Origin of the sequence: Agrococcus beijingensis (genome assembly GCF_030758955.1) — a bacterium.
Classification (GTDB): Bacteria; Actinomycetota; Actinomycetes; order Actinomycetales; family Microbacteriaceae; genus Agrococcus; species Agrococcus beijingensis.
Genome location: NZ_CP132360.1, coordinates 2,428,636 through 2,445,939 on the forward strand (window position 1 = coordinate 2,428,636; position 17,304 = coordinate 2,445,939).

18 protein-coding genes are annotated in these 17,304 nt (G+C 73.1%); 9 read left to right on the top strand and 9 right to left on the bottom strand.

Annotated features, from left to right (window positions below):
* Window positions 1-33: 33 nt before the first annotated feature.
* Window positions 34-1,926, bottom strand: a complete 1,893-nt coding sequence (locus tag Q9250_RS11835; protein ID WP_306232084.1) for an FAD-binding monooxygenase — start codon at window positions 1,924-1,926, stop codon at window positions 34-36.
* A 434-nt stretch (window positions 1,927-2,360) separates the two neighbouring features.
* Between Q9250_RS11835 and Q9250_RS11840 the strand changes: the two genes are divergently transcribed.
* The gene (locus Q9250_RS11840) at window positions 2,361-3,212 is read left to right on the top strand and encodes an endonuclease domain-containing protein (protein ID WP_306232085.1); all 852 of its coding nucleotides are present in this window, start codon (window positions 2,361-2,363) and stop codon (window positions 3,210-3,212) included.
* A gap of 555 nt (window positions 3,213-3,767) precedes the next feature.
* On the opposite strand, the gene Q9250_RS11845 is transcribed toward Q9250_RS11840, so the two are convergent.
* Window positions 3,768-4,754 (bottom strand): malate dehydrogenase, encoded by a 987-nt coding sequence (locus Q9250_RS11845; RefSeq protein WP_306232086.1) that lies wholly within the window; start codon window positions 4,752-4,754, stop codon window positions 3,768-3,770.
* 156 nt (window positions 4,755-4,910) lie between these two features.
* Between Q9250_RS11845 and leuC the strand changes: the two genes are divergently transcribed.
* The 7 genes from leuC to Q9250_RS11880 are packed head-to-tail and all read left to right on the top strand — an operon-like array spanning window position 4,911 to window position 11,987.
* A complete protein-coding gene (gene leuC / locus Q9250_RS11850; RefSeq protein WP_306232087.1) occupies window positions 4,911-6,431 on the top strand; it encodes a 3-isopropylmalate dehydratase large subunit in 1,521 nt (506 codons plus the stop codon).
* A gap of 2 nt (window positions 6,432-6,433) precedes the next feature.
* Complete coding sequence (leuD, locus tag Q9250_RS11855) at window positions 6,434-7,039, top strand: 3-isopropylmalate dehydratase small subunit (protein ID WP_306232088.1); 606 nt, start codon at window positions 6,434-6,436, stop codon at window positions 7,037-7,039.
* A gap of 45 nt (window positions 7,040-7,084) precedes the next feature.
* On the top strand, window positions 7,085-8,401 hold the full coding sequence (gene murA / locus Q9250_RS11860) for a UDP-N-acetylglucosamine 1-carboxyvinyltransferase (RefSeq protein WP_306233989.1): 1,317 nt from the start codon (window positions 7,085-7,087) through the stop codon (window positions 8,399-8,401).
* Window positions 8,401-9,291, top strand: coding sequence for a lysophospholipid acyltransferase family protein (locus Q9250_RS11865; protein ID WP_306232089.1), 891 nt, complete (start codon window positions 8,401-8,403; stop codon window positions 9,289-9,291). Before murA ends, Q9250_RS11865 begins: the two co-directional genes overlap by 1 nt.
* Window positions 9,251-10,282 carry an NAD(P)H-dependent glycerol-3-phosphate dehydrogenase gene (locus tag Q9250_RS11870; RefSeq protein WP_306232090.1) on the top strand — a complete coding sequence of 344 codons (1,032 nt, stop codon included), beginning with the start codon at window positions 9,251-9,253 and terminating at the stop codon, window positions 10,280-10,282. Before Q9250_RS11865 ends, Q9250_RS11870 begins: the two co-directional genes overlap by 41 nt.
* Window positions 10,283-10,284: 2 nt before the next feature.
* Window positions 10,285-11,424: a D-alanine--D-alanine ligase family protein gene (locus Q9250_RS11875; protein WP_306232091.1), complete on the top strand. Its 1,140-nt coding sequence runs from the start codon at window positions 10,285-10,287 to the stop codon at window positions 11,422-11,424.
* A 56-nt stretch (window positions 11,425-11,480) separates the two neighbouring features.
* Entirely contained in the window at window positions 11,481-11,987 is a 507-nt protein-coding gene (locus tag Q9250_RS11880) for a DUF488 domain-containing protein (RefSeq protein ID WP_306233990.1), read from the top strand.
* Between the two features lie 41 nt (window positions 11,988-12,028).
* On the opposite strand, the gene Q9250_RS11885 is transcribed toward Q9250_RS11880, so the two are convergent.
* The gene (locus tag Q9250_RS11885; protein ID WP_306232092.1) at window positions 12,029-12,817 is read right to left on the bottom strand and encodes an alpha/beta fold hydrolase; all 789 of its coding nucleotides are present in this window, start codon (window positions 12,815-12,817) and stop codon (window positions 12,029-12,031) included.
* Window positions 12,814-13,335 carry a PadR family transcriptional regulator gene (locus Q9250_RS11890; RefSeq protein ID WP_306232093.1) on the bottom strand — a complete coding sequence of 174 codons (522 nt, stop codon included), beginning with the start codon at window positions 13,333-13,335 and terminating at the stop codon, window positions 12,814-12,816. Before Q9250_RS11890 ends, Q9250_RS11885 begins: the two co-directional genes overlap by 4 nt.
* Before the next feature lie 90 nt (window positions 13,336-13,425).
* Between Q9250_RS11890 and Q9250_RS11895 the strand changes: the two genes are divergently transcribed.
* The gene (locus Q9250_RS11895; RefSeq protein ID WP_306232094.1) at window positions 13,426-14,049 is read left to right on the top strand and encodes a DinB family protein; all 624 of its coding nucleotides are present in this window, start codon (window positions 13,426-13,428) and stop codon (window positions 14,047-14,049) included.
* A 50-nt stretch (window positions 14,050-14,099) separates the two neighbouring features.
* Here the strand turns inward: Q9250_RS11895 and Q9250_RS11900 are convergent, their stop codons facing one another.
* The 5 genes from Q9250_RS11900 to Q9250_RS11920 form a co-directional block, all read right to left on the bottom strand.
* Window positions 14,100-14,270, bottom strand: a complete 171-nt coding sequence (locus Q9250_RS11900) for a hypothetical protein (RefSeq protein ID WP_306232095.1) — start codon at window positions 14,268-14,270, stop codon at window positions 14,100-14,102.
* A 125-nt stretch (window positions 14,271-14,395) separates the two neighbouring features.
* On the bottom strand, window positions 14,396-15,460 hold the full coding sequence (locus Q9250_RS11905) for a Glu/Leu/Phe/Val dehydrogenase dimerization domain-containing protein (protein ID WP_306232096.1): 1,065 nt from the start codon (window positions 15,458-15,460) through the stop codon (window positions 14,396-14,398).
* 274 nt (window positions 15,461-15,734) lie between these two features.
* Window positions 15,735-16,436: a PRC-barrel domain-containing protein gene (locus Q9250_RS11910; protein WP_306232097.1), complete on the bottom strand. Its 702-nt coding sequence runs from the start codon at window positions 16,434-16,436 to the stop codon at window positions 15,735-15,737.
* Between the two features lie 145 nt (window positions 16,437-16,581).
* Window positions 16,582-16,827 (bottom strand): acylphosphatase, encoded by a 246-nt coding sequence (locus Q9250_RS11915; protein ID WP_306232098.1) that lies wholly within the window; start codon window positions 16,825-16,827, stop codon window positions 16,582-16,584.
* Window positions 16,828-16,856: 29 nt separating this feature from the next.
* Complete coding sequence (locus Q9250_RS11920) at window positions 16,857-17,201, bottom strand: hypothetical protein (protein ID WP_306232099.1); 345 nt, start codon at window positions 17,199-17,201, stop codon at window positions 16,857-16,859.
* Between the last annotated feature and the right edge of the window lie 103 nt (window positions 17,202-17,304).

Consider the following 17,304-nt stretch of genomic DNA (forward strand, 5'->3'; position numbering starts at 1 on the left):
CGGCCGACGCGCTGTCGCGCCGCCGCAGTGCCGCTACTCGCCCGCGGGCAGCAGCGCGCCGCGGAAGTACGCCGCGAGCTCGTCTGTGGCCGTCAGCGGCAGCACCGCGGCGACGTACTGGTCGGGCCGCACGACGACGATCGCGCCGTCGCGCGAGATGCCGCGCTCCTCGAAGATGTCGGAGCCCTCGACCACGCCGAAGACGTTCTCGAGGTTGACGAGCTCGAACTCCCCGACGATCGGCTTGAACGCCTCCGGCACGTCGGTGAGCACGACGTCGTGGTGCCCGTGCTGGTAGATCACCTTGATGTCGAACAGGGCGCTCGTGTCGCGACCGGCGGGCGTGTGCACGGCGATCGGCGAGTCGGGCGACGACTGCAGCCACTCCGCGAGGTCGCGGGTGGCGGATGCCTCGGCCGGCTTGGCGGCGTCGGCGAAGACGTAGAGGCGGTAGCGCCCGTCGGCCGTGTGCTGGTGCCCCAGGTGCAGCGGGTTGGTGTCGGCGACGCGCGCGGCGAGGGCCGACTTGAAGCGCTTGCCGATCGGGAAGCCGCTCGCGAGCGCCTGGTGCGTCGTGTCGCCGACGATCTGCGACCGGTCGTACTGCGTCATGAACCCGGCCGGGAACTCGGCGGTGGCGGTGTAGAAGTCGGAGACGGCCTGCGGGTTCTCGAACTCGCTGGCCGGCTTCGCCATCAGCGTCGACCACTCCTTGTCGAAGTCGATGAGGTTCTGCGCGACCACCTGGCGCTCGCCCGAGTAGGTGTCGAGCAGGCTCTCGGGGGCGCGCCCGTCGAGCACGTGGCCGAGCTTCCAGCCGATGTTGAAGCCGTCCTGCATCGACACGTTCATGCCCTGGCCGGCCTTCGCGCTGTGCGTGTGGCAGGCGTCGCCGGTGATGAACACGCGCGGTGCGCGGGTGCCGCGATCCTCGGGCAGCACGTCGTCGAAGCGGTCGGTGATGCGGTGGCCGACCTCGTAGACGCTGCTCCAGGCGACGTTCTTCACCTCGACCGTGTACGGCGCCATGATGTCGTTCGCCTTGCGGATGATCTCGTCGATCGGCGTGCGGCGCACGGCGCCGTCGCTGTCCTCGGGCACCTCGCCGAGGTCGACGTACATGCGGAAGAGGTAGCCGCCCTCGCGCGGGATGAGCAGGATGCTGCCGGCGGCCGACTGGATCGCGCACTTCGTGCGGATGTCGGGGAAGTCGGTCACCGCGAGCACGTCCATGACGCCCCAGGCGTGGTTGGCCGACTGGCCGGCGAGCGTGCAGCCGATCGAGCGGCGCACGCCGCTGCGCGCACCGTCGGCGCCGACGACGTACTTCGCCCGGATCGTGCGCTGCGTGCCCTCCTGCTCGTGGGCGGTGCCGGCGAGCTGCACCACGACCGGGTACTCGCCCTCGTCGGTGACCTCGAGGCCCTGGAACTCCCAGCCGAAGTCGGGCTCGACGCGGCCGGCGGCGTTGCGCGCGGCCTCGGCGAAGTAGTCGAGCACGCGCGCCTGGTTGACGATCAGGTGCTTGAACTCGCTGATGCCGGCGGGGTCGTCGAGCGGGCTCGAGGTCTTGACGATGCGCGACGGATCCTCGGGGTCGGGGGTCCAGAACGCCATCTCGGTGATCCAGTAGGCCTCGGCGGTGATCGCCTCGGCGAAGCCGAATGCCTGGAACGTCTCGACGCTGCGGGCCTGGATGCCGTCGGCCTGGCCGATCGCGAGGCGCTCCGCGCGGCGCTCGATGATGCGCACGTTGACGTCGGGGAACTGCGCGAGCTGCGCGGCGGTGATCATGCCGGCCGGACCGGTGCCGACGATCAGCACGTCGACCTCGTCGGGCAGCGCCGTCGCCCGATCGATGCCGTAGCCGGCAGCGGGCTGCACGCGCGGGTCGGTGGACACATATCCGTGGTGGTGGAACTGCACGGCTTTCCTCACTCCTGTGTGGGGACGACTGACATCATCGTCATCGGGTGTTCGTTATATGAACACGGGCTTCGATTATTGATACGAGCATACGGTGAGGCGCCCGCTCAGACAAGCATCCCCCGTGGCGCGTGCCAGCGAGCGCGCTGGCGGCGCAGGCGCGACGCGCAGCCAGCGCCGACAGTTGCCCGCCCGCCGCCACCCGCGCCGTGCCGCCGGCGCCAGCCCAAGCCGTGCGGTCGCGGAACGCGGATGAATTCGAAAGCCGCCGCAGAACGCGGATGGATCCTCCGCGTCTCAACACCGCTCCGCGTTTCGTGACCACCCGGCGACCGCAACCCGGTCGCGGGTCGCGACGCACCGCATCCGCTCGCTCTCCACAGGCCGGGGCACGGACGCTGCGGCCCGAGGCCGTCTCGCGGCACAGTCCCGCCATGCGGCACCTCACGACAGACCTGACCGCGGCGGGCGGCGTCGTCAAGCGCACGGCGCTGCGGTCGCTCGGGCACACGTCCAGGCAGATCAGCGCTGCGGTCGCCGACGGGCGGCTGCGCGCAGTCGGTCGGCTCTGGGTGGCGCTGCCCGAGGCCGACGCACGCGTCGTCGCGGCGCTGAAGGCGGGCGGGATCCTCGGGGGCGCGAGCGCGCTGCGCTCCTACGGCGTGTGGGTCACCGCCGAGACGCCGCTGCAGATCGCGACGAAGCCGAGCCGCAGCCTGCCAGTGGCGACAGGGAGCGTGCGCATCTGGGAGCGCTTCGAGCCCGACGCGCAGCCGTGGCGCGTCAGCATCGTCGACGCGCTCGTGCAGCATGCGCGGCGCGTCGACCGAGACGACGCGATCGCCTCGATCGACAGCGCCTGGCATCAGGGTCTGATCGGCGAGAGCGACGTCGACGTCGTGTTCCGTCGGCTGCCGCAGCGCTGCCAGTCGTGGCGTCGGCTGCTCGATCCGGATGCGGAGTCGGGCCTCGAGTCGCTGCTGCGCGTGCCCTGCCGCGACCGCGGCTGGACGGTCGAGTCGCAGGTGGCCGCACCGGGCGGCGGCTCCAGCGACCTGCTGATCGACGGGTGGCTCTACGTCGAGGCCGACGGCGACGAATGGCACGACAACGAGCGGCAGGCCGCGAAGGACCGCCGTCGCAACCGCGCGATCACCGACCAGGGCGACCGCTGGCTGCGCTTCGGGTACGCCGAGGTCGTGCACGACCGCGAGCGCACGCTGGCCACCATCGAGCTCGTGCTGGCGCAGGGGCGGCCCGGACTGCGGCGGGCGCTCGCTGGGTGACGTCGGCGGAAGGGCGGATGCGTCGCGGCTGTCGGGTGAGCAAGGGGCGGATGCGTCGTGGCAGTCGGGTGAGCGGTGAGGGCGGGTGGCGCGCGTCACGCGCACGGCGAGGGGCGAGGGGCGGGGGTCGCGAGAAGCGGGTGTGTCGCGAGAAGCGGGCGATCGGTCCGCGTCTGGCGGCGATTCGCGGATTGCTCCGCGTTTCGCGACCGACGCGGCGCCGGCGCGGCTCGGCTGCCGCTCGCCGGATGGCGACGGCGGGAGGGCGTGCGTCGCGACGGGCGTGAGCCGGGAGGGGCGTGTGTCGCGAGGGCGGGCCGGTCGCGAGGGGCGGGCCGGTCGCGAGGGGCGGGCCGGTCGTGAGGGCGGCCGGTCGCGAGGGCGGCCGGTCACGAGGGCGGCCAGTCGTGAGACGCGGACCGGTGCCGAGACGCGGGCGATTGGTCCGCGTTTGGTGGCGATTCGCGGATTGCTCCGCGTTTCGCGACCGGTTCCGCGTTTGGCGACCGGCGCGGCGCCCGGGCGGCCCGGCTGGGGAGCGGCGCGCCGCCGCGCTCAGCCGAGGTAGCCGAGCGCCCGCACCTGCTCGCGCTCCGCGGCGAGCTCGGCGACCGAGGCGCGCAGCTGCGCGGCGACATCCGGGTCGAGCGCGAGCCCCTCGACGATCGCCCAGTCGCCGCCCGACGTCGTCACCGGGAACGACGACACGAGGCCCTCGGGCACGCCGTAGTCGCCGCGCGAGATCACCGACATCGAGGTCCAGTCGTCGGCCGGGGTGCCGAGCACCCACGAGCGCACGTGGTCGATCGTCGCCGACGCGGCCGACGCCGCCGACGATGCGCCGCGGGCCGCGATGATCGCCGCGCCGCGGTTCGCCACCGTGGGCACGAACTCGCCCTTCACCCACGCGCGCTCGACCAGGTCGACCGCCGGCTGCCCACCCACCAGCGCGTGCGTCAGGTCGGGCACCTGGGTCGCCGAGTGGTTGCCCCAGACGATCATGCGGCGCACGTCGGCGACCGCCGCGCGCGTCTTCGCGGCCAGCTGCGCGATCGCGCGGTTGTGGTCGAGCCGGGTGAGCGCCGAGAAGCGCTCGCGCGGCACATCGGGCGCCGCGGCCGCGGCGATCAGGGCGTTCGTGTTGGCCGGGTTGCCGGTCACGGTGATGCGGATGCCCTGGCTCGCGCGCTCCTGGATCGCGCGTCCCTGCGCGGCGAAGATGGCGCCGTTGGCGGCCAGCAGGTCGCTGCGCTCCATACCGGCGCTGCGCGGCTTCGCGCCCACGAGCAGCGCGTGATCGGCGCCCTCGAAGGCGACCGACGCATCCGCCGTCGTGTCGACCGAGGCGAGCAGCGGGAAGGCCGCGTCGTGCAGCTCCATGACCACGCCCTCGAGCGCCGGCAGCGCCTGCTCGACCTCGAGGATCCGCAACCGCACGGGCTGGTCGGGTCCGAGCATGTCGCCGTCGGCGATGCGGAACAGCAGCTGATAGCCGATCTGGCCTGCGCCGCCCGTGACGGCGACGGTGATGGGTGCGCTCATGGCCCCATGGTGTCGGCAGCGCGAGCCGGGCGCCACCGCGCCGCCCGGCCGACCCGACGCATCCGGCCTGTTCGCCCTCAGAGGATGGGGCACACCGCCCCGCGTAGACTTGCAAGACGGGCGATCAGGCGCCCGCGACTGCTGGGGAGACGACACATGGGCAGGACGCTCGCGGAGAAGGTGTGGGACGACCACGTGGTGGTCAAGGGTGAGGACGGCGCGCCCGACCTCATCTACATCGACCTCCACCTCGTGCACGAGGTGACGAGCCCGCAGGCGTTCGACGGCCTCCGGCAGGCGGGTCGCCCGATGCGCCGCACCGACCTCACGGTCGCGACCGAGGATCACAACACGCCCACGCTCGCGATCGACAAGCCCATCCAGGATCCGACGAGCCGCAAGCAGATCGAGACGCTGCGCGAGAACGCGGCCGAGTTCGGGGTGCGCATCCACTCGCTGGGCGACAAGGAGCAGGGCATCGTGCACCTGGTGGGCCCGCAGCTGGGCCTGACGCTGCCGGGCGTGACGGTGGTCTGCGGCGACTCGCACACCTCGACGCACGGCGCGTTCGGCGCGATGGCGTTCGGCATCGGCACGAGCGAGGTCGAGCACGTCATGGCCACCCAGACGCTGCCGCTGAAGCCCTTCAGGACGATGGCGATCAACGTCGAGGGCGAGCTGCGCCCGGGCGTGACCGCGAAGGACATCATCCTCGCCGTGATCGCGAAGATCGGCACCGGCGGCGGCGCGGGCTACGTCTTCGAGTACCGCGGCAGCGCGATCCGCGCGCTCTCGATCGAGGGCCGCATGACGATCTGCAACATGTCGATCGAGGCGGGCGCCCGCGCCGGCATGGTCGCCCCCGACGAGACCACCTTCGCCTACGTGAAGGACAAGCCGCACGCGCCGAAGGGCGCCGACTGGGACGCCGCGCTCGAGTACTGGAAGACGCTGCCGACCGACGACGACGCGGTGTTCGACAACGAGATCACGATCGACGCGAACGAGCTCGAGCCCTTCGTCACCTGGGGCACGAACCCCGGCCAGGGCGTCTCGCTCTCGGGCGAGATCCCCGCGCCCGAGTCGTTCACCGACCCGACCGACCGCGCCGCCGCCGAGCGCGCCCTCGAGTACATGGACCTGCGCCCGGGCACGCGCCTCAAGGACATCCCCGTCGACACCGTCTTCATCGGCTCCTGCACGAACTCGCGCATGGAGGACCTGACGGCCGCCGCCGACATCCTCCGCGGGAAGAAGAAGGCGGATGGGGTGCGCGTGCTGGTCGTGCCGGGCTCGGCTCGGGTGCGCCTCGAGGCCGAGGCCGCCGGGCTCGACAAGGTCTTCACCGACTTCGGCGCCGAGTGGCGCTTCGCCGGCTGCTCGATGTGCCTGGGCATGAACCCCGACCAGCTCGCCCCGGGCGAGCGATGCGCATCGACCTCGAACCGCAACTTCGAGGGCCGCCAGGGCAAGGGCGGCCGCACGCACCTGGTCTCGCCGCTGGTGGCGGCGGCGACCGCGATCCGCGGCACGCTGTCGAGCCCCTGGGACCTGCAGGCACAGGACCTGCAGGCACAGGATCTGCAGGTCGAGGAATCCGAGGAGGCGGCGCGCAACGTGACCGTCGACGAGCTGCAGATCGCCGATCCGCGGCCGCAGACGGGCGGGGAGGCCTGAACATGGAGAAGATCACCACCCTGACGGGCCCCATCGTGCCGCTCGAGCGCTCGAACGTCGACACCGACCAGATCATCCCCGCGGTGTTCCTGAAGCGGGTCACGAAGACCGGCTACGACGACGCGCTGTTCCACTCCTGGCGGCAGGACCCCGAGTTCGTGCTCAACCAGGAGCCCTACAGGCGCGGCGGCATCCTGGTCGTCGGTCACGACTTCGGCACCGGCTCCAGCCGCGAGCACGCCGTCTGGGCGCTGCGCGACTTCGGCTTCAGCGCCGTGCTCGGCCCGCGCTTCGGCGAGATCTTCCGCGGCAACGCCGGCAAGCAGGGCCTGCTCGTCGGGCAGATCTCCGAGGAGTCGATGGAGGCGCTCTGGGCCGTCGCGAACGCGAGCCCGGGCGCCGAGATCACCGTCGACCTCGAGGCGCGCACCGCGACCGCCGACGGCGTCGCGCATGACTTCCAGATCGATGACTACACTCGCTGGCGCCTGCTCGAAGGCCTCGACGACATCGCCCTGACCCTCCGAGACGAGGATGCGATCACCGCATTCGAGGCCAAGCGGCCGTCGTGGATGCCCACGACCCAGCCTGTGAGCGAAGGAAGCTAAGTGAACCTGACCGAGTTCAGCAAGAGCGCCGGTGCGGCCGTCGGCATGAATGTCGACCGCATCACCGTGCGCGGCGGCAAGCCGCTCAACGGGCGCATCCAGATGAAGGGTGCGAAGAACCTCGTCACGAAGGCGATGGTCGCCGCGCTGCTGGGCGAGAGCGCCAGCGAGCTGCGCAGCGTGCCCGAGATCAGCGACGTGCGCGTCGTGCAGGGCCTACTCGAGCTGCACGGCGTCACGGTCGAGCGCGACGGCGACACGCTGCGCCTCGACCCGTCGAACGTGCGCACGGCCCACGAGACGTCGATCAACGCGCACGCCGGCTCCAGCCGCATCCCGATCCTGTTCTGCGGCCCGCTGCTGCACCAGCTCGGCGAGGCGTTCATCCCCGACCTCGGCGGCTGCCACATCGGCGACCGCCCGATCGACTTCCACCTCGAGGTGCTGCGCAACTTCGGCGCCGTCGTCGAGAAGCTGCCGAGCGGCATCCGCATGACGGCACCCAACGGCCTGCACGGCGCCAAGATCCACCTGCCGTACCCGTCGGTGGGGGCGACCGAGCAGGTGCTGCTGGGGGCGGTGCGCGCCAGGGGCCGCACCGAGCTGACGAACGCTGCCGTCGAGCCCGAGATCATGGATCTCATCGCGATCCTCCAGAAGATGGGCGCTGAGATCCAGGTCGACACCGACCGCACGATCCGCATCGAGGGCGTCGACAAGCTCGTCGGCTACCGCCATACGGCGCTGTTCGACCGCAACGAGGCCGCCTCGTGGGCGTGCGCGGCGCTCGCGACCGGCGGCGACATCTTCCTCGAGGGCGCGACGCAGCCCGAGATGACCACGTTCCTCAACATCTACCGCAAGGCCGGCGGCGCCTTCGAGATCGAGCCCGACGGCATCCGCTTCTGGCACCCGGGCGGCGACCTGAAGCCCGTCGTCGTCGAGACCGACGTGCACCCCGGCTTCATGACCGACTGGCAGCAGCCGCTGGTCGTGGCGCTGGCGAAGGCCAACGGCATCTCGATCGTGCACGAGACTGTCTACGAGCAGCGCTTCGGCTTCACCGAGGCGCTCGTCGAGATGGGTGCGCGCATCCAGATCCACACCGACTGCCTCGGCAGCCACGCCTGCCGCTTCGGCCAGCGCAACTACCAGCACTCGGCGGTCATCGCCGGGCCGGTCGAGCTGCACGGCGCCGACATCGAGGTGCCCGACCTGCGCGGCGGCTTCAGCCACCTGGTGGCGGCGCTGACCGCGGAGGGCACCAGCCGCATCTCGAACGTCGGCATCATCGCCCGCGGGTACGAGCGCTTCATCGAGAAGCTGGAGATCCTCGGCGCGGACTTCGACGTGGAGGGCTGATGGCGCTGCCCGGCCACCCGCCGAAGTCGGAGCGCAAGCCGATCTACCTGGGTCTCGCCGCCACGGTCATCCCGGCGATGGCGGCGATGTCGAAGCTGCACATCCGCGGCCACGAGCACGTGCCCGAGCACGGCGCGTTCGTGCTCTCGCCCAACCACTACAGCGAGATCGACCCGATCGTCATGGCGGTCGCGATCTGGAAGTCGGGGCGCGTGCCCCGCTTCATGGCGAAGGCGAGCCTGTTCGAGATCCCCATCGTCGGTGCGCTGCTGCGCGCCGCCGGGCAGATCCCCGTCGAGCGGGCCGGCCGCTCGAGCCACGGCGAGCCGATGGCGGCCGCCCGCACCCTGGTGCAGGACGAGCTGGGCGTCATCATCTACCCCGAGGGCTCGCTCACGCGCGACCCCGACCTGTGGCCGATGCGCGGCAAGACGGGCGCGGTGCGCATGGCGCTCGAGGCCGGCGTGCCGCTGATCCCGGCGGCGCACTGGGGCACGCAGCACCTGATGCCCCGCTACGGCAAGGGCCTGCACCCCTTCCCGCGCAAGCACATCCAGATCCTCTTCGGCCCGCCGGTCGACCTGTCGGAGTTCGCCGGCCGCACCGATCAGGCGGCGATGAACGCCGCCACCGAGAAGGTCATGGTCGCGATCGCAGGCCTGCTGGGCGAGCTGCGCGGCGAGCAGCCGCCGGCGAAGCGCTTCGACCCCGCCGAGCACGGCGTGGCCGAGACGGGTCGCTTCGAGCAGCTGAGGAACGAGCAGGCCAGGAAGCGGTCGGATGCGTCCGGTGGCGCGGGCGCGGTCGGTCACCGCGGCGACACCGACGGTGGCGCTGACGGACCCGCCGATGCAGGCGCAGACGGTGGCGGCGGTGGCGGGGATGCCTGAGGTCGCGGTCCTGGGGGCCGGCAGCTGGGGCACCACGTTCGCGAAGGCGCTCGCCGACGGCGGCACCGACACGGTGCTGTGGGCGCGCCGTCCCGAGGCGGCGCGCGAGATCGACGAGTCGCGCCGCAACACGCGCTACCTGCCGGGCATCACGCTCCCGGCGACCCTGCACGCGACGAGCGACATCCGCGAGGCCCTCGCCGACGCATCCCAGGTGTACCTCGCCGTGCCGAGCCAGCAGCTGCGGCAGCTGCTCGTCGAGCACGGCGGCGCCATCGCGCGCGACGCGCCCGTCGTGAGCCTGATGAAGGGCGTCGAGGCCGGCACGCGGCTGCGCATGAGCGAGGTGATCGCGCAGGAGCTGCACATCGACCCGGCGCGCATCGCCGTGATCTCCGGCCCCAACCTGGCGCTCGAGATCGCGCAGGAGCACCCGACCGCGGCGGTCGCGTCGTCCTCGAGCGCCGACACCGCCCGCGCCGTCGCGAAGGTCGCCCGCAACGAGTACTTCCACACCTTCATCAACACCGACGTCATCGGCACCGAGTTCGGCGGCGTGCTGAAGAACCTGGTGGCGCTCGCGATCGGCATCGTCGACGGCGTCGGCTACGGCGAGAACACGAAGGCCTCGATCATCACCCGCGGCCTCGCCGAGGTGACGAAGTTCTCGGTCGCGCACGGTGCCGAGCCGGCGACGATGAGCGGGCTGGCGGGCCTGGGCGACCTGATCGCCACCTGCGGCTCGCCGCTGTCGCGCAACTTCACCGCCGGCCGGCTGCTGGGCATGGGCTACTCGCAGACCGACGTGATCGCGCGCATGGAGCAGGTCGCCGAGGGGCTCGCCTCCGTCGACCCGGTCGCGCAGCTCGCGGCCGCGAAGGGCGTGCGCATGCCGATCCTCGAGCAGGTGAAGCTGGTGCTCGACGGCGCCATGGATCCGCGCGACATCGCCCCCCACCTGACGACCGACGACGAGCCGATCGAGGAGTGACCGTGCCCAACCCCGTGGCCGAGCCCGGCCAGCACACCCAGCCTGCCCCGCGCATCCGCGTCGCCCTGCTGTTCGGCGGGCGCTCCAGCGAGCACAGCATCTCGTGCGCGACCGCCGGCAGCGTGCTGCGGCACCTCGACCGCGAGCGGTTCGAGCCGATCGTGGTGGGCATCACCCGCGAGGGCGCCTGGACGCTCTGGGACGGCGACCCGGCCGAGCTGACGCTCGAGGCCATGCCGACGGTCGTCGACAACGGCACGCGCGTGCGCCTGCCGCAGACGGCGGGGGAGGGCGTGCTGCGCGTCGATCGCGTCGACGGCACGGGGCTCGCTGCCACGGAGGAGCTGCCGGTCGACGTGGTCTTCCCGATCCTGCACGGCCCGTTCGGCGAGGACGGCACGATCCAGGGAGCGCTCGAGCTGGCCGGCCTGCCCTACGTCGGCAACGGCGTGCTGGCCAGTGCCGTCGGCATGGACAAGCACTTCACGAAGACCGTGCTCGAGCACGCCGGCATCCGCGTCGCCCCCTGGATGACGGTCTCGCGCGGCGAGTGGCGGCGCGAGCCCGACGCGGTGCGGGCCAGGCTGGGCGACTTCCCGTTCCCGGTGTTCGTGAAGCCGGCCCGCGCCGGCTCGTCGGTGGGCGTGAGCCGCGTGGCCTCGCTGCTCGACTTCGACCGGGCGATGGAGACGGCGCTCGCCGAGGACTCCCGCGCGCTCGTCGAGGTCGGGGTGCGCGGCCGCGAGGTCGAGGTGGGCGTGCTCTCGGGCCGCGACGGCGACATCCCGCGCGCGTCGCTGCCGGGCGAGATCGAGCTCGACGAGGGCCGGTTCTACGACTTCGACCTGAAGTACCGCGGCGGCGAGGGCGCCCGCGTGGTCTGCCCCGCGCAGCTCGACGACGACACGATCGCGGGGCTCCAGGCCACCGCGATCCGCGCGTTCGAGGCGATCGAGGGCGCCGGCCTCGCCCGGGTCGACTGCTTCGTCTCGCCCGAGCACGGCATCGTCGTCAACGAGATCAACACCATGCCCGGCTTCACCGCCATCTCGATGTTCCCGGTCGTGTGGGAGTCGTCGGGCATCGGCTACGCCGACCTGATCACCGAGCTGATCGAGCTGGGGCTCGAGGAGGACCGGTAGCCGCCACCCTGCTCACGGTCGGCCACGGCCGGCTGGAGGGTGACGCGCTGCGCGCGCTGCTGACGGGCGCGGGCGTCGAGCTGGTGGTCGACATCCGCCGGTTCCCGGGCAGCCGCGCCAATCCGGCGGCATCGCGCGACGCGATCGCGGCCGTGCTCGGCGCGGCCGGCATCGGCTGGCGCTGGGAGGAGCGGCTGGGCGGGCGCCGGCGGCTGCGGAAGGCCGACGACGCCGTCTCGCCCGACGACTGGTGGCAGGTCGCCGCGTTCCGCGCCTACGCCGCCTGGACGCGCAGCGCAGACTTCACCGACGGGCTCGCCGCCACGCTCGCCGACGCGGCCGAGCGCCGCACCGCGGTGCTGTGCTCGGAGGCGGTCTGGTGGCGCTGCCACCGCCGGGTGGTCGCCGACGTGGCGACGCTGCGGCACGGCGTCGAGGTGCTGCACCTCATGCACGACGGCGCGCTGCGGCCGCATCCGCTGAGCGAGGCGGCGACGCTGCGCGACGGCGCGGTCGTGTGGCCGGCGGGGGAGGCGCCCGCCGCCGAGGCCCGCGAGGGCTGACCGGCTGCGCCGGAGGGTCGGATGCGGTCGGTCGCCCGCCGTCAGGCGCCCACGAGCCGCGCGTGCACGGCGCCGCCCAGCCACTGCGTCAGCATGCCGTTGAAGAGCTCGACGTCCTCGACGTTCCAGACGTGGTGCATGCCGGCGGCGATGCGCGTCTCGATGCGCGCGCCGCTGCGCTGCAGCGCCCGGAGCGAGGCGCGCATGACCGCGGGCTCGCGCTCTCCGGCGACCAGCAGCATCCGCCCCGGGTAGTCGGCGAGCCCGGCGGGGATGCCGCCGGCGTAGACCTCGGCGAGCATGGCTGCCGCGGTGTCGCGGCGGATCGAGACGCCGTGCGCGACGTAGGGCTCGTGCGAGTCGGCGGGCAGTCCGAAGGCCACGGCCTGCGCCTTCCAGAACCAGCGCCGGTGCCAGAGGGCGAGCTGCAGACCGGAGGTCGCGCGCGCGACGCCGCCCACCCGCTCGACGGCGGCGCCGCTGGCCAGTACGGAGCGCACGAGGCCCGGGTGGCGGGCCGCCAGGTGCAGCGCGAGCACACCGCCGAGCGACAGCCCGACCACGTCGACGGGGCCCGCTTCGCCGCCGGCCTCGGCCACGAGCGCGCGGATGCGCTCGGCGATGTCGTCGGCCGCGCCCGCGAGGCCCGGCCACGATTCGGCGACGCGCGCGCCGAAGCCGGGCAGGTGCGGCGTGAGGGCGAGGCGGTCGGCGACGGCGGGAAGCTGCGGCTCCCACATCCAGTTGGCGACGTTGCCGCCGTGCAGGAAGACGACGGGCGGATGCGTCGTGGCCGCCGCCGGCGCATGGATCTCGGGGAAGGCGGTCACGAGAGCTCCGCCTGGAGGTCGTCGAGCCAGGCCAGCTCGGTGCGGGCCTGGCGGATGCCGTGCTCGAGCGTCGCGAGGCGCAGCCGCCCGCCGCGGTCGGCCGGAGCGGCCGCGGACTCGCGGATGCCCTCGTAGACCGCCAGCTGCTCGACGGCGGCCGCGCGGCGCCGCTCGACGAGCAGCAGCACGCCGTCGTCATCGAGCGCGTCGCTGACGAACAGCCGCGCGAGGAAGGGCTCGCGCTCGGGCTGCCGGTCGAGCTCGGAGCGCAGCCAGTCGACCAGCGCGGCGCGGCCGGCGTCGGTGAGGTGGTGCTCCTGGCGGTCGGGCGCGTTCGTGCCGGGGATGACCGTGACGCTGGCGAGGCCCTGCTCGACGAGCCCGGCGAGCGTGCGGTAGATCTGCGCCTTGTCGGCGCTCCAGAGGTGGGCGACGGTCGAGTCGAAGTGGCGCTTGAGGTCGGCGCCGGTCATCGGGGCGACGGCGAGCATGCCGAGGATGATGCGGGAGAGGATCACGCCGCTAGTCGACCACGCGACTAGTGGAGTTGTCAACTAGGCAAAGCGAGTCGCGGCGAGCCTGTCGGCGCCGCCTGCAAGGATGCCTGCATGAGCGACGACGCCACCACGCTTGAGGATCCCGACGCCACCCTGCTGCGCTACCTCCGGGTGCAGCGCGACACCCTACGGTGGAAGCTCGAGGGCCTCTCCGAGCGCGGGCTGCGCATGCCGATGACCGCCACCGGCACCAACCTGCTGGGCCTGGCCAAGCACGTCGCCTCGGTGGTCGCGGGCTATCTCGGCGACTGCGTCGGCCGCCCCTTCGGCGAGCACCTGCCGTGGGACGACGACGATGCCGACGACAACGCCGACATGTGGGCGACCGCCGACGAGTCGGTCGAGTCGGTGCTCAGCCTCTGGGATCGCGCGTGGGCGCACGCCGACGCGACCTTCGCCGCCCTGCCGCTCGACGCGCCCGCGCACGTGCCCTGGTGGGGTGACCGCGGCGACACGACGCTGCACCGCCTGGTCGTGCACCTCATCGCCGAGGTTGCCCGCCACGCGGGCCACGCCGACGTCGTGCGCGAGGCGCTCGACGGCCAGGCGGGCCTTCGGCAGGGCGTCTCGAACCTGCCCGATCGCGACGCCGACTGGTGGGCCGACTACGTCGCGCGGCTGCGGGCCGTCGCCGAGCAGGCATCCGACGAGCGGCCGGCGATCGATCGCGGCTAGGCATGGGCGAGGCGGCCGACGGATTCGATCTCGTCGGCCGCCTCGCGCGTTCAGGCGTCGGGCTGGTCTTCCGCGTAGCCCTCTGCGGGGTTGGCCTTCGGGTTCTCGCCGAAGCGGGGGTCTGGCTCCTCGACATGGCGCTCTTCGCCCGGGTCGTGGGCGCCCGCCGCGACGACGTCATCCTCCTGGCTGTGGTGGCGGTGGGTGCTCTCCTGATGCATCGTGCCTCCTCTCGGCGCGGCCTCGCTGTCGCGCACGCCCGACGCTACGCCCCTCCCGCTCGGGGCGCGAGGGGCCAGAACGACGGGTCGTGCAGAACGGCCGGCGGATGCGCTGCGACGGCCGGTCAGGCGGTGACCGTCGCGTGCGCCCGGGCCCGGTCGATGCGCGCGGTGGCCAGCGCCTCGGCGGCGGCGAGCGGCGTGGTGCCGTGCTCGCGGGCGCTGCGGAGCACGCTGCGCACGGTCTCGCCGATGCCGGTGAGGCGGTGCGCGATCTCGGGCCACTGCTGGCCGTGCGCGATGCCCTCGAGGTGGATCACGCCGCCGGCGTTGACGACGAAGTCGGGCGCGTAGACGATGCTGCGCTGCAGCAGCCGCTCTGCGCCGCTGCGCTCGGCGAGCGGGTTGTTGGCGGGGCCGACGACCGCGCGCACGGGCAGCGCGTCGATCGCCTCGTCGGTGAGGATGCCGCCGAGCCCGGCGGGCACGAGCACGTCGGCGGGCGTGGTGAGCGCGGCGTCGGGCGCGATCCACTGGGCGCCGAGGTCGTCGGCGAGCTGGCGCTTGCCCTCGTCGATGTCGGTGACGAACAGGCGGGCGCCATGACCGGCGAGCATCCGCGCGAGGCGGCCGCCGACCTGGCCGAGGCCGGAGATCACGAACGAGCGGCCCGAGATGTCGTCGCTGCCGAAGGCCTCCTCGAGCGTGGGGGCGATCGCCGAGTAGACGCCCAGCGCGGTCGCGCCGGCCGGCTCACCCGCGCCGCCGCTCTCGGCGGGCAGGCCGACGACGTGCTCGGTGCGCTCGCGCACGACGAGCATGTCGTGCTCGGTCGTGCCGACATCCTCGGCGGTGCGGTAGCGGCCGTCGAGCGCCTCGACGAGATCGCCGAGGTCGAGCAGCGCGGCGCGGCGGCGCTCGGCGTCGAGCGCGGTGCCCATGGGCAGGGCGATCACCGACTTGCCGCCGCCGGCGTCGAGGCCAGCGGCCGCGTTCTTCAGCGTCATCGCGGCCGACAGCCGCAGCGCGTCGGCCTGCCCGTCGGCCCAGGTCGGGTAGGTCCACATGCGGCAGCCGCCGAGGGCCGGCCCCAGCACGCTGGAGTGGAGGGCGACGGTGATGACGAGTCCGCTGCGGGTGCCCATGGATGTCAGGACGCGCTCGTGCGTGAACTCAGGGATTGCGCTCATGGCGGCTCTCCTCGTTGAGAACGGGCGTCGTGCTGCCACGGCGCCAGGGTTTCGCCGCGGGTCGCGCGGCCTGCCAGCATGATGGTGCGGATGCGCGACGCGCGCAAGCGGGCACGCGTGCGTTGCGCTGACAGCGCAGTGCCGACGGGCTCCGGTCTCGCAGACTGCGCACCTCGACCGGTGCGGCTGGGCTGTCGCTGCGTGCGAGCGGCGTCCGGCGCGACGAAGGGGCCGCGTCTCCGCGGCCCCTTCGCTGTCGCGCGCTCGCCGGCGGTCAGCCGCGGCGGTCGTCGTCGGCGCGGCCGGGCAGCTCGTCGCCCTCGACGTAGATCTCCTCGCGCTGCACCGGCACCTGCACCGTCTGCATCTCGGTCACGATGCGGCGGCGCAGACGCGGTCCGCCGATGCTGCCGTCGCCGCTGTCGGCGGCAGCGGCCGCCGCGCCCCCGGCGGCCGCCGCGCCCGCCGTGTCGGCGTCGAGCCGGTGGTGCGTGTCGCGGTCGTCGCCGCTGTGCCGCGCGTCGTCATCCCGACGCCCGTCATCGCGCTGCCCCTCATCCCGGTGCCCGGTGTGCAGCGGAGCGTCGCCGTGCCCGTCGCCCGCGTGCCCGGCGGCGCCGTGGTGACCCGACGCATCCGCCTGTCGCACGGGCGGCTGCACGCCGTAGTAGCGGTAGAGCTCGCCCTCCTGCTCGACGCTCAGCTCGGAGGCCTCGTCGATGCGCGGCGCGTCCTTCACGAAGGCCTTCTCGTACGGCACGACGAGCTCGTCGCCCCGCTCGGTCGCCTCTGCCATCGGCACGAACGACTCGTGCGTGCCGAACAGGCCCGTCTGCACCGTCACCCAGGTGGGCTGCTCGGTGCCCTGCATGACGAAGATCTGCCCGACGGTGCCGATGCGGTGCCCGTCGCTGCCGTAGACGGTGCGCCCGCTGAGGGTGTCGATGTTGCCCTGGAACGTCACGATGTCCTCCATCGGTTCGGTTCCCTCGCTGCGTCGCGCCGCGTGCTCCTGGCCCGCTGCGCCCAGCGAGGGCGGCTGTTGCCTGCGGCGACGGTACGCGCGGAACCTGGGTGCCGCGTGGACGGCCGGCGGGCCTGACGGGCGGCGAGCGAGGGCCTCAGCTCACCCGGAACTCCGCATCGCCGCGCGGCTCCACCGGCGCGACGTCGACGCGGTCGACGCGTGCCGACGAGGGGCCCTGCTCGAGCCACGAGACCATCGCGTGCACCGCATCCGCCTCGCCCTCGACCTCGGCCTCGACGGTGCCGTCGAAGCGGTTGCGCACGTTGCCGACGACGCCGAGGCGCGCCGCCTCGCGTCGCGCGGCCATGCGGAAGCCGACGCCCTGCACGTTGCCGTGCACGACGCAGCGCCGGCGGATGCGGCCGGTCGTCAGCGGGGCTCGCCCTCTTCGATGCCCGGGGCGTCGGTGCCGGCGACGTCGCGCTCGTCGGCCTCGAGGTCGGCCTGCTGCCGCTTGCCGATCTGCTCGGGCTGCTCGGCGTCGCGGCCCATCTCCCAGCCCTCGCCGGGCTCCTCGTAGGCCGTGCCGTCGCCGTGCACGGGCTGGTGCGTCTTCGGGTCGGTCGCCGCGCCGGGCTGGCCCTCTCCGGGCGGGAACTCGTTGTGGCGGGTGTCGAACGACGAGGCGGTGCCGCTGCCCGGGGGCGGGCCCTCGTGGTAGACCGGGTCGCCGTCGCGCGAGTCGTAGTTCGGGTCGTTCTGGTCGTGGCTCATGGTCGCTCCTGCACTGTCGATGCTGGTCGTGTGCGGCCGAGGCTACGCCGCGAGCCTGAGCGCGAACAGGGGTGGCGGATGCGCGCCGGTAGGCTGATCTGTC